13 protein-coding genes are annotated in these 15,014 nt (G+C 65.1%); 11 read left to right on the forward strand and 2 right to left on the reverse strand.

Translation table 11 applies throughout. The features are described 5' to 3' along the window. Positions 1–1,054 precede the first annotated feature (1,054 nt). Positions 1,055–2,476, reverse strand: a complete 1,422-nt coding sequence (locus G3N97_RS19845; RefSeq protein WP_205994741.1) for a PLP-dependent aminotransferase family protein — start codon at positions 2,474–2,476, stop codon at positions 1,055–1,057. Between the two features lie 384 nt (positions 2,477–2,860). Between G3N97_RS19845 and G3N97_RS19850 the strand changes: the two genes are divergently transcribed. Together G3N97_RS19850 and G3N97_RS19855 are read left to right on the forward strand one after the other, a co-directional pair. Further along, entirely contained in the window at positions 2,861–4,669 is a 1,809-nt protein-coding gene (locus tag G3N97_RS19850) for a nitrite/sulfite reductase (protein WP_205994742.1), read from the forward strand. Further along, the gene (locus G3N97_RS19855; protein WP_205994743.1) at positions 4,666–5,082 is read left to right on the forward strand and encodes a DUF934 domain-containing protein; all 417 of its coding nucleotides are present in this window, start codon (positions 4,666–4,668) and stop codon (positions 5,080–5,082) included. Before G3N97_RS19850 ends, G3N97_RS19855 begins: the two co-directional genes overlap by 4 nt. A 26-nt stretch (positions 5,083–5,108) precedes the next feature. Here the strand turns inward: G3N97_RS19855 and G3N97_RS19860 are convergent, their stop codons facing one another. Beyond that, positions 5,109–6,500 (reverse strand): PLP-dependent aminotransferase family protein, encoded by a 1,392-nt coding sequence (locus tag G3N97_RS19860; RefSeq protein ID WP_205994744.1) that lies wholly within the window; start codon positions 6,498–6,500, stop codon positions 5,109–5,111. A gap of 365 nt (positions 6,501–6,865) precedes the next feature. On the opposite strand from G3N97_RS19860, the gene G3N97_RS19865 reads away from it, so the two are divergent. The 9 genes from G3N97_RS19865 to G3N97_RS19905 all read left to right on the forward strand — a co-directional run. Further along, a complete protein-coding gene (locus G3N97_RS19865) occupies positions 6,866–7,348 on the forward strand; it encodes an MSMEG_0572/Sll0783 family nitrogen starvation response protein (RefSeq protein ID WP_065059874.1) in 483 nt (160 codons plus the stop codon). An 18-nt stretch (positions 7,349–7,366) separates the two neighbouring features. Next, positions 7,367–8,407, forward strand: a complete 1,041-nt coding sequence (locus G3N97_RS19870) for a Nit6803 family nitrilase (protein ID WP_205994745.1) — start codon at positions 7,367–7,369, stop codon at positions 8,405–8,407. Further along, positions 8,343–9,479: an MSMEG_0568 family radical SAM protein gene (locus G3N97_RS19875; RefSeq protein WP_205994746.1), complete on the forward strand. Its 1,137-nt coding sequence runs from the start codon at positions 8,343–8,345 to the stop codon at positions 9,477–9,479. The genes G3N97_RS19870 and G3N97_RS19875 overlap by 65 nt, the downstream gene beginning before the upstream one ends. After that, positions 9,476–10,015: an MSMEG_0567/Sll0786 family nitrogen starvation N-acetyltransferase gene (locus tag G3N97_RS19880; protein WP_205994747.1), complete on the forward strand. Its 540-nt coding sequence runs from the start codon at positions 9,476–9,478 to the stop codon at positions 10,013–10,015. Before G3N97_RS19875 ends, G3N97_RS19880 begins: the two co-directional genes overlap by 4 nt. Continuing rightward, positions 10,015–11,046, forward strand: a complete 1,032-nt coding sequence (locus G3N97_RS19885) for a sll0787 family AIR synthase-like protein (RefSeq protein ID WP_205994748.1) — start codon at positions 10,015–10,017, stop codon at positions 11,044–11,046. The genes G3N97_RS19880 and G3N97_RS19885 overlap by 1 nt, the downstream gene beginning before the upstream one ends. A 49-nt stretch (positions 11,047–11,095) precedes the next feature. Continuing rightward, positions 11,096–11,377 (forward strand): MSMEG_0570 family nitrogen starvation response protein, encoded by a 282-nt coding sequence (locus tag G3N97_RS19890; protein ID WP_205994749.1) that lies wholly within the window; start codon positions 11,096–11,098, stop codon positions 11,375–11,377. 20 nt (positions 11,378–11,397) lie between these two features. Continuing rightward, positions 11,398–12,696 carry an MSMEG_0569 family flavin-dependent oxidoreductase gene (locus tag G3N97_RS19895; protein WP_205994750.1) on the forward strand — a complete coding sequence of 433 codons (1,299 nt, stop codon included), beginning with the start codon at positions 11,398–11,400 and terminating at the stop codon, positions 12,694–12,696. Then, complete coding sequence (locus G3N97_RS19900) at positions 12,680–13,555, forward strand: Pnap_2097 family protein (protein WP_241030688.1); 876 nt, start codon at positions 12,680–12,682, stop codon at positions 13,553–13,555. The genes G3N97_RS19895 and G3N97_RS19900 overlap by 17 nt, the downstream gene beginning before the upstream one ends. A gap of 19 nt (positions 13,556–13,574) precedes the next feature. After that, the coding region (locus G3N97_RS19905) for a methylmalonyl-CoA mutase family protein (protein WP_205994751.1) at positions 13,575–15,014 on the forward strand (1,440 nt) is incomplete at its 3' end.

Consider the following 15,014-nt stretch of genomic DNA (forward strand, 5'->3'; position numbering starts at 1 on the left):
TGCGACCGCAATCGTGTTCAAAGCTTATGTCGTTGCACGGCACGCGCGACGACCTGAGACGCGCCCGAAGCAAATTATTGGGCCAATAGGATTCCTACCTGTCAGGCTAAACAGTCTGATTGGCCACGTGGGCATGTGCATCTATCAGAGGGGACACCAACTGATCCAGAGCCTGTGCGACGGTTTGATAGTGTGGCTGGCAAATTAGTCCCCCAATGCTCGCCGCTTCGCGCTGGCCCCTCACGACGAACCGCTCGCGTCCTGAAGATCAAGACAGATAGCCGCTTAAACATGCGTCCGACCTGGGTGAGCCTATTGTTGCTTACGTCTGAGCCGTTCTCCGGTTGTGCGGTCGCCATCAAATTACCCTCGCGGTCTTTCGAGACTTTGACGTTCCAACGACTGCCTTGCAGGGAACGGCGTCTGAGACTCAATCGAATTTCTGTGCTCCGAACCGGTACTGACGTTCGTGGCCATTGCTGATGTAGGTCAGGAGTTCGTCAAGCGGCACGCATAGCGTTACCGCGCTTTGAGTGAAAGCGTCTTGACGACATGCAAAAAAAGCGCCTAATCAGAGGCGAGATATCTCTACCTTATCCTTCTTTAAGTTCAATTAAATCGCATAACTAAACTTTATAATGAAACAAAAATCCGCTGAGTCAAAGTTATCAAAGAGTCGCTTCATCGTCACAGAAAATGTTGTATTCACGGGATTTCTCCTCAAATAAGAATTTACTGATTTGCGCATCGACTACCGCGCGGCAGTGAGCGCGCACGCGCCGAGATGACAGGTGGTCTTGCGCAAATGCCCGCGACTTAACTGGCTACAGAATACCTACGACGTCGGCCACCCGAACAAGTGGTTCAATCGCTGTCGATAAATATTCCGCAGTAGAGAGACGCGATGCGCGGGACCGATACCTTTACCGAGAACTTGTTCACGTTTCCAAAATTTGCAGCAGGCTGTTAAAGCCAACTCGAATGCGCGTGAGTGCCGGTCCAGTTCACCGATAGGCCAAATCAGCGCTTCAACGTCAGCCTACCGCACTCAACCTCAACTTCCCTTCACCGTTTCCGAGAGGATCTCCCCCAGCGTGCGGATTGCCGTGTCGATGCGCGGCGACCACGGGTGTCCGTAGTTCAGGCGAATGCAATGCTCGAACGCGGAGGTCGCCGAAAAAATCGGGCCGGGCGCCACGCTGATGCCGCGTCCGATCGCGCGCCGATGCAATTCCATCGCGTCGATCGCCTCCTCGAATCGCAGCCACAGAAAGTAGCCGCCTTCCGGAATCGTCCATTGCGTGCCCGCGGGCAGCCAGCGGCGGATCGCGTCGCACAGCGCGTCGCGCTGGTCGCGCAGCGCGAGCCGCATTTTCTTCAGATGGCGCTCGTACGCGCCGTGTTCCAGATAGTCGGCGATGCCGGCCTGGGCCGGAATGCTCGCGGACAGCGTGGTCATCAGCTTGAGTCTTTGCACGCGCTCCACGAAACGGCCCGCGCTCACCCAGCCGACGCGATAGCCAGGCGCGAGCGTCTTCGAAAACGAACTGCAATGCATCACGAGGCCGTGTCGGTCGAAGGCCATCGCGGGCTTCGGATAGTCCGGTGAAAAATGCAGTTCGCCGTACACGTCGTCTTCGATGAGCGGCACGTCGTGTTGCGCGAGCAGTTCGACCAGCGCCTTCTTCTTCGCATCGCTGAGCGTGACGCCGGTCGGATTGTGGAAGTTGGTCATGAACCAGCAGGCGCGCACCGGATGCTTGCGCAGCGTGTTCGCCAGCACATCGAGATCGAGGCCCGTTTGCGGATCGACGGGAATCTCCACCGCGCGCAAGCCAAGCCGCTCGACCGCCTGAAGCGCCGCATAAAAACCGGGCGATTCGACCGCGACGACGTCGCCGGGCTGCGTCACCGCCATCAGGCAGAGATTGAGCGCTTCGAGCGCGCCATTGGTCACGACGATTTCGTCGGCGGGCTGCGAAATGCCGATACGCATGTAGCGCAGCGCAATCTGGCGGCGCAGATTCTCGTTGCCCGGCGGCAGATCGACCACCGTGCTCCACGGGCTGACGCTGCGCGCCGCGTGGCCGAGCGATTTGGCGAGGCGCGACAGCGGGAAGAAGGTCGGCGAGGGAAACGCGGAACCGAGCGGCACGATGCCCGGCTGCTTGGCGGCATCGAGCACGGAAAACACCAGTTCGCTGATATCGACCGTGGTGGCTTCATCTTCATCGGCCGTGACCGCCTGCGTGGCCTTGCCGTTCACGGGACGCGGCGCGACAAAGTAGCCCGAGCGTTCGGCGGCGCGCACGAGTCCCCATTGTTCGAGCAGGTAATACGCGCGCGCGGCGGTCGACTGACTGACGCCGTGCTGGGCGATGATCTGCCGTAGCGACGGCATGCGCGAACCGGCGGCTACGTTGCCTGAGCGAATTTCGGTCGCCATGATTTGCGCGAGGCGTTCGTAGCGGGTCATAGGTGTCGGTGTGAGCGAAGGCATGCGAGGTCGATCTGCTACGGCGATTTTATCGCCGACTGCTTCTGTGCGTGGATCTCGAATGCGCGCATGATGCCGTTCAGCGCCCCGACGCACTGTGGTTGTTCTGCAAGGGGGCGGGGATTACTGCGCGAGTGCCCGGTTCATCACCCAAACCCGCAGTGTTCGCGGCTCTGTATTGCCTGTAGCGCGGCGAACGCCGGCCCTCGGACAGCAATGTCCGAGGGCTTTTTCCGTGGGCGCTACGTTATGTGCGCGTGCTGGCGGGCCGAATCTGCTGCGCTCATTTCGTCGCCAACTGCTACTGTCGCGGCGCGGCGAATCGGCGTAATTTCTGCGCTTCATTTAGGTTCGACGCGCGACATGTACCGCTACACAGAATTCGACCGTGCCTTTCTCCGGCAACGGGCTGCGCAGTTCAGAGATCAACTGGAACGCTGGAGCGACGGCCGTCTCGGCGAAGACGCGTTCCGCCCGCTGCGTTTGCAGAACGGCTGGTACGTGCAGCGCCATGCGCCGATGCTGCGCGTGGCGGTGCCATACGGCGAAGTGTCGAGCGCGCAACTGCGTGTGCTCGCACGGATCGCGCGCGAGTACGACGATCCACCGGCAGAGGTCTACGCGTCCGCCATGGCGGCGCAAGGGCAACTCGGCACCACGCGCCTGCCGACGCATTGCGCGCATTTCACGACGCGCACCAACGTGCAGTTCAACTGGATTCCGCTGTCGAAGGCGGCGGATGTCATGGATCTGCTCACGACCGTCGATATGCACGGCATCCAGACGAGCGGCAACTGCATTCGCAACATTTCCTGCGATGAACGCGCGGGCGTGACGCCGGACGAGATCGCGGACCCGCGGCCGTTCGCGGAGATCATGCGCCAGTGGACGACGCTGCATCCCGAGTTCGCGTTTTTGCCGCGCAAGTTCAAGATCGCGATTACCGGCGCGCACGACGATCGCGCCGCGACGGCCTGGCACGATGTGGGCCTCGAACTGGTGCGCGACGCCGCCGGCGAACTGGGCTTTCGCGTGCGCGTGGGCGGCGGCATGGGACGCACGCCGATGATCGGCACCGTGATCCGCACGTTCTTGCCGTGGTATCAGATCATGAATTACATCGAGGCGATCGTGCGCGTCTATAACCAGTACGGGCGGCGCGACAACAAATACAAGGCGCGCATCAAGATGCTCGTGAAGGCCGAAGGGCAGCGCTATATCGACGAAGTCGAAGAAGAGTTCCGGCAGATCGTCGAGCGCGACGGCGGCCCGCACACGATTCCACTGAGCGAACTCGAACGCGTGCGCGCCTGCTTCGAGCCGCCCGCGGCGCTCGCACAGCGCACGGCATCGCGCGATGCTGCCGAGTCGTCGCGCGCGACTGCAACGGCTGCAACACTCGCAAAGACAACGCCACGCTACGCGCGCTGGCTTGAACGCAACGTCGCGCCGCACAAGGCGCCGTCGCTGCGCATCGTCACGCTGTCGTTCAAGCGTTTGCATCAGGCGCCCGGCGACGCCTCGGCCGAGCAGCTCGAACGCGTGGCCGATCTCGTCGATCGTTTTTCCGCGGGCGAGGCGCGCGTGACGCACGCGCAGAATATCGTGCTGCCGTGGGTTCACGAAGACGACCTCGCGGCGTTGTGGGAAGCGGCGTCGCAAGCCGGTCTCGCGAGCGCCAATGTCGATCTGCTGACCAACATGATCGCGTGCCCCGGCGGCGATTTTTGCGCGCTGGCGAATGCGCGTTCGCTGCCCATCGCGGACGCCATCATGGAGCGCTATCAGGACCTCGACGAACTGGAAGACATCGGCGAAGTGGATCTGCATATCAGCGGCTGCATCAACTCATGCGGCCATCATCACAGCGGACACATCGGCATTCTCGGCGTGGATAAGGACGGCGCGGAGTGGTATCAGATCACGCTCGGCGGCTCGGACGGCACGCTCGCGAGCGGCGTCGCGCAGGCGGGCAAGGTGATCGGGCCGTCGTTCTCCGCGAGCGAAGTGCCCGATGCGATCGAGGCGATGCTGCGCGTCTATCGTCAAACGCGCCAACCGCTCGACGGCACAGGCGCGGAGAAGTTCGTCGATACCGTGCGGCGCGTCGGACTGGAGCCGTTCAAGACAGCGGCCAATGCCGCGCGCGCGCAGCAACGGAGCCTCGCATGAAGCCGCGTCTCGAACTCACGCTGCTCCATCGCGCCGAGCATGATGCACAAGCGCACGATGCGGTCGTGACGCTGCCGAACGACGCCGATCCCTTCGAGCACGCCGATGCGATTCTCGCCGCGTCGCGCGTCGAATTGCATTTTCCGCAATTCACCGATGGACGCGCATTCAGCCAGGCGTATCTGATTCGCCGTCGCCTCGGCTTCAAAGGCGATCTGCGTGCGTGCGGCGACGTGTTGCCGGATCAGGTGTTGCAGATCGCACGCACGGGCTTTTCGAGCGCCGTGCTGCAGGACGGCGTGTCGCGCGAGGAAGCGCGCGCGCAACTGATGCGATTCGGCGGCTTCTATCAGGGCGACGTTACGGCCGATGCGCCGTTTCACGACGGCGCTCGCGAACGTCACGACGTTTGACTTTGCGGCGCGCGCCGCTCATGCGCTCACAGCATCGGCGAATGCAGATGATCGGGATGATCGAGCATATCCGCGACGAGATGCAGCGACTCTTCCATCGCGAGCGCATCGCCGGGACCGCCGAGACAGATCCGCACGGCATTGGGCGGATTGCCGTCGGTGCTGAAGGCCGCGCCCGACACCACGCCAATCTGCTTCGTGCGCAGATGCGAAGCGAGTTCCGACGCGCTCCAGCCCGTTTCGCGCGGCACCGTGAGCCAGAGATGGAAGCACTGCTTCGAGGTTTCGATTTCGCGCGACGCAAACACCTGCGCCGCAATATGCTGACGCACCGCGCACTCGTCGCGAATCGCGGCGAGCATCTGCTGCGCGATGCCGTTTTCGATCCAGCGCGCGGCGAGATGCGACATATACGGGCTCGCCATCACGGTGGTCGCGCGCAGCGCGCCCGAGAGCCGTTCCGCATGACGTGAACTGGGCGCGACCACGTACGCCACGCGCAGACCCGCGCCAAAACACTTCGACATGCCGGTCACGTAGTAGGTGAGTTCGGGCGCGAGCGTCGCGAGCGCGACGGGCGGCGCTTCGCAGAGCATGCCGTAGGCGTCGTCCTCGATGATCGGCACGTTGTAGCGCAGCGCGATATCAGCGATATGTTCGCGGCGGTTCTGCGAGAGCGTGCGCGTGGTGGGATTTTGCAGCGTCGGATTGCAATAGAGCACGCCGGGTTTGCGCGTCTTGCAGAGCGTTTCGAAGGCGTTGGCGTCGAGCCCTTCGTCGTCGCGCGGCAGCGGCGCGAGCGTCATGCCGAGCTGCGTGGCGATGACCTTCAGGCCCGGATACGCCACGCAATCGACGCAGATCGTCTCGCCCGGCTTCACGAGCCGCAACAGCAACGCCACCAGCGCGTTGTGAATGCCGGGGCAGACGAGCACGGCGTCGGCACGATGCGAAGGCACCGTATGGCGCAGCCATTGACTCGCCACGCCGCGCTCGAATTGCGTGCCGCCAAAATCCTGATAACGCAGCATCGACCAGGTGTCCGCCGCGCCGATGATCTGCGCCGCCGACTCCGCGAGCAGCGCCGTCATCTCCGGCGGCTCGGGCGGCATGTTCATCGTCATTTCGAGCGCCGTGCCCGCGCGCAGCGGCACGGCGGGCGGCCGTCCGCGCACATACGAGCCGCTGCCCGCGCGCGAATCGATCAGGCCGCGCTTGCGCGCTTCGGCATAGCCGCGCGCGAGCGTCGTGTAGTTGATCTTCAGCGCATCCGAAAGATCGCGCAACGCAGGCAGCCGATCGCGCGGACGCAGGCGTCCGCTCGCCACGTCTTCCTCGATGAGATCGGGAATCGTCTGATAAACCGGCTTGTCGCTTTCGGCGAGCCGTTTGAGCCAATGGGCGGTAACGTTCGACATGGACGTGCGCGAGCAATCGCGTGAAGAATGAGCCTCTTCATTCTAGTGACGATAATCGCCGGAAAATAAATCAATTGATCGCGCGTGATTGCATCGAATGATCCGAATTGATGCATGCAGGCACCGATTCGACGATTCTCTGCCCCATGTGCGGGCGGCCTTCAAATGCGGCGCATCGCCGCGCCCACGGCGTGCCGGTCCACGCGCGTTGCACGCGCAGAAAATTCGCCTGGATCATTCGCGACAGGCGGCAATGATTGGCAATTGATCGCATGGCGCACGATGTTTGATGGCATAGCCGTTGCGAAATGAGAGACGCCGGCCACCGGTCGGACCAGTCCTCAATCATTGAACGGAGTCACGCAATGCCCGCCATCACCACGCCTGCCCACAAGACCGGCGACTTCCTCGTCGACTACGAAGAGAAGGTGTTCGAGGACGTCAAAGCCGAGCCTGGCGAGAAAGCGCTCGTCACGTTCCATACCGTTGCGTTCGAAGGCTCGATTGGCTTCGTCAACATGCTGCAGGCCACGCGTCTGCAACGCAAGGGCTTCGAAACCTCGATCCTGCTCTATGGTCCCGGCGTGATGCTCGGCGTCCAGCGCGGCTTCCCGACGCTCGGCGCCGAAGCGTTTCCGGGTCACCTGAACTTCAACAACCAGTTGATGAAATTCATGGCCGAAGGCGGCAAGGTCTACGCCTGCCGCTTCGCCTTGCAGGCGCTCTACGGCCAGACCGAAAAGGCGCTGATCGAAGGCGTGCGCCCGATCAATCCGCTCGACGTGCTCGATCTGAAGCTGCTGCATCGCAAGTCGAACGCGCTCGTGATCGATACCTGGACCGTTTGAGCGCGCACGGGTATCGCCATGTCGACTCCATCTTCGAAGCGCATCGTGCGCGCCGCCGCGGTGCAGATCGCGCCGGATCTCACCTCGGGCGCCGGCACGCTCGCGCGCGTGTGCGACGCCATCGTCGAGGCCGCGCGTCAGGGCGTGCAGCTCGCGGTGTTTCCCGAAACCTTTCTGCCGTACTACCCGTACTTCTCGTTCGTGCTGCCGCCGGTGCAATCGGGCGCCGAACATCTGCGGCTCTACGAAGAAGCGGTGACGATACCCGGACCCGTGACCGACGCCGTGGCCGGGCTGGCGCGCGAGCACGGCATGGTGATCGTGCTCGGCGTGAACGAGCGCGATCACGGCAGTCTCTACAACACGCAACTGATTTTCGACGCGGACGGCCAGCTCAAAGTGAAGCGCCGCAAGCTCACGCCGACGTTTCATGAACGCATGATCTGGGGGCAGGGCGACGCCGCCGGTCTCAAGGTTGCGCAGACGGCGGTCGGCCGCGTGGGCGCGCTCGCGTGCTGGGAGCACTACAACCCGCTCGCGCGCTACGCGCTCATGACGCAGCACGAAGAGATTCATTGCAGCCAGTTTCCGGGCTCGCTGGTGGGTCCGATTTTCGCCGAGCAGATCGAGGTGACGATTCGTCATCACGCGCTCGAATCGGGCTGCTTCGTTGTCAACGCAACCGGTTGGCTCAGCGACGCGCAGATCGAATCGATCACGCCCGATCCCACGCTGCAAAAAGCGCTGCGCGGCGGCTGCAATGCCGCGATCGTCTCGCCCGAGGGCCAGCATCTCGCCGCGCCGCTGCGCGAAGGCGAAGGCATGGTGATCGCCGATCTCGACATGGCGCTCATCACCAAACGCAAACGCATGATGGATTCGGTGGGCCACTACGCGCGCCCCGAACTCCTCAGTCTCGCGATCAACGAGCGGCCCGCCGCGCCCGTGGTTTCTTTCGACGAAGCGGGCGTCGCCCCTTCCTGGAGTGCTCAGCATGAATGCCAGCGTCAATCTGCCGGAATCGAAACTGCCCGAATCGAAACTGCAGCTGCTGACTGACTTGCAGTCGAGCGGACTGCGGCTCGCCGCGCCGGACGCCGCGGGGCTGTCGCGTCGCGGCGGCGCGGGGCCGTCCGATCACAAGGCCGTGGTGATCGACGGCGTCACGCTGATGGTGCCGGTGCATACGCACGGCGCGCATCAATCGGCGTTCGTGGCCGAGGCGCCCGATGCGAACGGCGTCAGCGTGCTCGCGCGCGGCACCATTCCGGTTGCGCAGATCGCGTTCGCGAAGACGCCGCGCTTCTACAAGCTGCAGACGCTCGACGGCGTGCCGTATTCGCACATTGCCACGCTGCACGGCACCGACGTGCTCGCGACCACGGTGCTGCAAACCTGCATTCGCTACGAGAGCCGCAAGAAGGCGTGCAAATTCTGCGCGATCGGGCAGTCGCTGGCGGCAGGCCGCACGGTCGCGCACAAGACGCCCGAGCAACTGGCCGAAGTCGCGCGCGCGGCCGTGCTGCTCGACAAGGTCAAGCACATGGTGCTGACGACCGGCACGCCGCCCACGCCCGATCGCGGCGCGGCCGTGTTGTGCGACAGCGCGCGCGCGATCCGGCGCGCCGTCGATCTGCCGATCCAGGCGCAGTGCGAACCGCCCGACGACGACGCGTGGTTCGCGCGCATGCGCGAGGCCGGTATCGATACGCTCGGCATGCATCTCGAAGTGCTCGGCGACGCGCTGCGCGAACGCATCATGCCGGGCAAGGCGGCCGTGCCCGTGAGCCGCTATATGACGGCGTTCGAGGCGGCGGTAAAGGTGTTCGGGCGCGGCCAGGTGAGCACCTATATTCTCGCCGGTCTCGGCGATTCGCCGGAGCGGATTCTCGACACGGCGCAGCGCCTCGTCGCGCTCGGCGTGTATCCGTTCGTGGTGCCGTTCGTGCCGATTTCCGGCACGCCGCTCGAAGATCACGCGCCGCCCACGCCCGAGTTCATGCGCGCGATTCTCGCGCCGCTCGGCGCGATGGTGCGTGAAGCCGGTCTGCGCGCCGACGAGATCAAGGCCGGTTGCGGCAAGTGCGGCGCGTGCTCGTCGTTGTCGTCGTTCGAAAAGGTGGCGGCATGAGCGGCGTCTATCGTGGAGTCGATTCGAGCCCGGAAATCGTGGTGCGCTGGGCGCGCGAACGCTGGGAGATCGACGGCGCGTATGCGTTGCGGCGCGAGGTGTTCTGCCGCGAGCAAGGGCTTTTCGAGCACGACGATCTCGATGCCGTCGACGCCCACGCGCAATTGCTCGTGGCGGTGTGCGACGCGCGCGTGGTGGGGACCGTGCGCATTCATCGGCGCGACGAGGCTGATCGCGGCACGACGTGGTTCGGCTCGCGCCTCGCCGTGAGCGAAGCGTTCCGTCGTCACGGACGCATCGGCGCGACGCTGATCCGGCTCGCGGTCAGCAGCGCGCACGCGCTCGGCTGCGAGACCTTTCTTGCGCAAGTGCAGGCGCAGAATGCGCCGCTGTTTCAGCGTCTGCATTGGCGCACGCTCGACGTGACGATGCTGTTCGGGCTCGAGCATCACCGGATGCAGGCCGACCTTGCGCACTATCCACCGTGCGCGACGCCTTATCTCGGCTTCGTGGTCGATCAGCGGAGGGCCGCGTGATGGCCGATGACGCAACCGTTGACACGACCGTCGATACAACGACGCTCGACGACCTCGTGGCAAGCGTGCGCGCAAGCCGCGGCGTCGCGCACAAGACCGATATCGCGCCCGTGCTCGCGGCGTTCGCGGACGCCGACGCGTCCGCCGTCATCGGCGCGGGCGACGACTGCGCCGCGCTGCCCGATGGCGACGGCTATCTGCTGTTCGCGGCGGAAGGCATGGTGAGCGATCTGATCGACGCCATGCCGTGGTTCGCGGGCTATTGCTCGGTGCTGGTCAACGTCAGCGACGTCTGCGCGATGGGCGGCCGTCCGCTCGCGGTCGTCGACGTGATCTGGAGCGACGGCCTTGCGAACGCAACGCCGGTGCTCGAAGGCATGGCGGCGGCGGCGCGCCAGCTCGGCGTGCCGATCGTCGGCGGCCACAGCAACGCGCGCAGCGAACGCACGCAGCTTGCCGTGGCGATCCTGGGTAAAGCGAAGCGGCTGCTCTCCAGTTTCGCGGCGCGCGCGGGCGACCGGCTGATGATGGCGGTCGATCTGCGCGGCGCGTTCGTGGAGCCGTATCCGTACTGGAATGCGGCCACCGAAGCGCCCGCCGAACGCATTCGCGGCGATCTCGCCGTGCTCGCGCAACTCGCCGAAAACGGGCTGTGCGAAGCGGCCAAGGACATCAGCATGGCCGGCATCGCGGGGACCGCGATGATGCTCGCGGAGTGCTCGCAGGTGGGCGTGCGTATCGATCTCGACGCCGTGCCGCGTCCGCCGGGCGTCGCGCTGCCGCGCTGGATGCAGGTGTTCCCGAGCTTCGGCTATCTGCTGAGCGTCGCGCCGCATCACGTCGACGCAGTGCGCGCGTGCTTCGACGCGCGCGGCATCGCGTGCGCGACCATCGGCGAGGTGCACGCCGAACCGACGATCGACCTGCAATGGCGCGGCGAGACGCGCACTGCATGGCGTCTCGACGAGTGCGCCTTCATCGTTCCGGCCGACCGGCGCGCGACCCGCGCGTGGGACGCGCCGGCAGTCTGAATCCACCGTTTTGAATCCACCGTTTGAAGGTTTGAACCAGGAGAACGCGATGCCCGTTACGCATTTCGTCGTGCGCTGGCCCGACGGCGAAGAGGAGCGCTGCTATTCGCCGTCGACCGTCGTGCGCGAGTATCTGCGCCCCGGCGACTATCCGCTCGACGTCTTTCTCGCGCACGCGCGCGACGGACTTGCGGCGGCCTCGGAACGCGTGCGCGCGAAGTTCGGTTACGCGTGCTCGTCGGCGATGGACCAATGGGCGGCGCTCGAACGCCGCGCCGAACCCTTTCGCGCGCAGGACGCCCAGGTCGTCACTGTCGTGCAGATCGATTGAAACGTCACAAGGAGAAACGCATGTCCAGCCAGACGCACGCGGCCACGTCCGCCCCTACGTCGACGCCCATTTGCGACGAGCATGTCAGCGTCGTCGTGGTGGGCGGCGGTCAGGCCGGTCTGTCGATGAGCTATTGCCTCAAGCAGTACGGCATCGATCATGTCGTGCTCGAAAAGCACACGGTCACGCATACGTGGCGCGAACAGCGCTGGGACGCGTTCTGTCTCGTCACGCCGAACTGGCAATGCGCGCTGCCCGATTATCCGTATCGCGGCGACGATCCGCATGGCTTCATGAAGAAGGACGAGATCATCACGTGGCTCGATGGTTTCGTGCAGCACGTCGATGCGCCCGTGCGCGAAGGCGTGGCGGTCACGCGCGTGACGCGGCGCGCGCAGGGCGGCTTCGTCGTGCAGACGAGCGCGGGCACGCTGAGCGCCGATCAGGTCGTGGTGGCCGCGGGCGGTTATCACACGCCGATCGTGCCGCGCATGGCGGAGCGTCTGCCGTCGTCGGTCGTGCAGATCCAGTCGTCGGAATATCGCAATGCGGGCGCGTTGCCCGAAGGCGCGGTACTGGTGGTCGGCTCGGGACAGTCGGGCGCGCAGATCGCGGAGGATCTGCATCTGGCCGGACGCAAGGTTGTGCTCGCGGTCGGCGAAGCGCCGCGTTGCGCGCGGTTTTACCGTGGCCGCGACGTGGTCGACTGGCTCGCGGACATGAAGTATTACGACATGCCCGTGGAGGAGCATCCGTTGCGCGAAGGCGTGCGCGACAACACCAATCACTATGTGACGGGTCGCGACGGCGGCCGCGATATCGACCTGCGCAAGTTCGCGAGCGAGGGCATGGCGCTCTATGGCGCGCTCGACGATTACACGGATGGTGCGCTGCGTTTCAGGCCGAATCTGCGCGCGAATCTCGATAGCGCCGACGAAACCTATAACCGCATCAACGCGTCGATCGACAAGTTTATCGCGCAGAAAGGCGTCGATGCGCCGCCGGGCGAGGTCTATCGCGCCGTGTGGGAACCGCAGGCGGAGCGCAGCGCGCTCGATCTTGCATCGAGCGGGATCGGCAGCATCGTCTGGTGCATCGGCTTTCGTCCGGACTTCAGCTGGGTCGATCTGCCGATCTTCAACGGGCGCGGTTATCCGGGCCACGCGCGTGGCGTCACGGCGCAGGAAGGCCTCTATTTTCTGGGCCTGCCGTGGCTGCATACGTGGGGTTCGGGCCGCTTCTCCGGCATCGCGCGCGACGCCGCGTTTCTGGCCGATCGTATCGTCGCGCAGGCGAGGCCCGATGCGCGCGCGGCGTGACGTTGCGCCCGCGAAGCTGCCCGCGCCCGGCCGCACGCACTATCTCGCGGGCATGCCGGAGCTGGCTTTTTCCGGGCTCTCCGAGCAATGGCTGTTGCGCACCTGCGGGCAACTGCACTGGAACGGTCTCGCCGATCAGGTGCGCCTCGCCGCGCCCGACTTCTACGACGACGCGGGCCGCAAGTCCTACGCCGCGTTCACGGCGATACGCGTGCGCGAGGCGCGGCTGGAAGACGTGAGCGAGAACCAGCGTTTCGCCATCGAAGCCGACGTGCGCCGCATTGCGGGCGCGCGTCACTTCGGCGAGTTTCGCGTGTTCACGACCGAGAGCGCGATTGCGAAGGTCGAGATGCTGTCGACCTTCGTGCGGCGCGCGTCGAGCGGCGACAACCGCTCGGTCTGCAAGGCGTCGTTCGACCGTCTGCCGATCACGACCGCGCCGACGCCCGCCGCCGCGCAGGCCATGCTCGAACAGAGCCGGCGGCTTCGCGCGGGCGAATGGACGCAGCACGGACGCCTTGACCGGAACGCGCATGCTGTCGAGCATGTGGTCGACTACCTGCCGTGCCCGACGCTCGATTTCAACGGCGCGCATCTGCTGTATTTCGCGAGTTTCCAGTCGATGGTCGATCGCGCCGAGTGGCATTGGCGCTCGACGCAGCATACGGCGCCGCCTTCGCTCGTCGAGCGCGAGATGGCGTTCTACGGCAACGCGAACGTGGGCGACAAGCTCGTGCTCGCGTTCGGCGCGCGTCACGCGGATCACGCCGGGCTCTCGCACTGGTGCGCCATTTCCCGCGCGGCGGACGGCGTGCGCATCGCCGACGTCGTGACGCACAAGCGCTGGTCGCACGAATGATTCTGCATGACAAATCCGCATGAATGACGCCTTTTCCGTGCCGCGCAAGCCGCTCTACACGCGCGCCGATCTGCCCGATGTGCCGTGGCTCGATGCGCGCCCCGGCGAGTTTCCGTTCGTGCGCGGCATCCACGCGACGATGTACGCGCAGCGGCCGTGGACTATCCGCCAATACGCGGGCTACGCCGACGCGAGCGCGACGAATCTGGCCTATCGGCGCGCGATAGAAAACGGCGCGCGCGGCTTGTCCGTTGCATTCGATTTGCCGACGCATTGTGGCTATGATTCGGATGACGAATCAATTGGCGGAGACGTCGGCATGGCGGGCGTCGCGATCGATTCGGTCGAGGACATGAAGCGCTTGTTCGACGGCATCGCGCTCGACGAAGTCTCCGTGTCGATGACGATGAGCGGCGCGGTATTGCCCGTGCTCGCGGCCTTCATCGTGGCGGCGGAAGAATCCGGCGTCGCTCCTGAGCGCCTGCGCGGGACGATCCAGAACGACATCCTCAAGGAGTTCATGGCGCGCAACACATGGATCTTCGCGCCGGAGCCGTCGATGCGCATCGCGACCGATGTGGTGCAGCATGTGCTCGCGCATCTGCCGCAATTCAACGCGATGTCGATCTCGGGTTATCACCTGCAGGAAGCGGGCGCGGATGGCGTGCTGGAGCTGGCGCTCACGCTCGCGAACGCGCGCGAATACGTGCGGCGGCTCGTCGATGCAGGCGCGGATGCCGATCGCGTCTGCGCGCAATTGAGCTTCTTCTTCGCCGTGGGCCCCGACTTCTTCGGCGAGATCGCCAAGCTGCGGGCGGCGCGCGTGTTGTGGGCGGAGCTGGCGCGTTCGCTGGGCGCGCGCTCGACACGCGCCGCGCAGTTGCGCATGCATTGTCAGACGGCGGGCTCCAGTCTGCACGCCCAGCACGCGCACAACAACATCGTGCGTACGACGATCGAGGCGCTGGCGGCCGTGCTCGGCGGCACGCAGTCGCTGCATACGAACGCCTGGGACGAAGCGCTCTCGCTGCCAGGCGAAGCGGCTGCGACGCTTGCGCGCGATACGCAGCGGATGCTTCAGCACGAAATGGGCCTGTGCGAGACGGCCGATCCGCTGGGCGGCGCGTATATGATCGAAGCGCTGACCGCGCGCACGATCGACGCCGTGACGGCGAGGCTCGCCGACATCGACGCGCAGGGCGGTGTGATCCGTGCGATCGAGTCCGGTTGGGTGCAGGCGCAACTTCATCGCGCGGCGACGCGAACCCAGGCGCGCATCGACTCTGGCGAGCAGGTGATCGTGGGCGTGAGCCGCGATCGCGCGGCCCCGCCCACGGACAGCGAATGGCTCGACGTCGACGCACGCGTGGTGCGCGCCGTGCAGATCGACCGACTGCGCCAGTTACGTGCGAGTCGCGACGTCGCCCGCGTGCGCGCTGCGCCCGACGCGCTCGCGCAT

The sequence above is a fragment of the Paraburkholderia sp. Ac-20347 genome (genome assembly GCF_017104805.1).
Taxonomy (GTDB): Bacteria; Pseudomonadota; Gammaproteobacteria; order Burkholderiales; family Burkholderiaceae; genus Paraburkholderia; species Paraburkholderia tropica.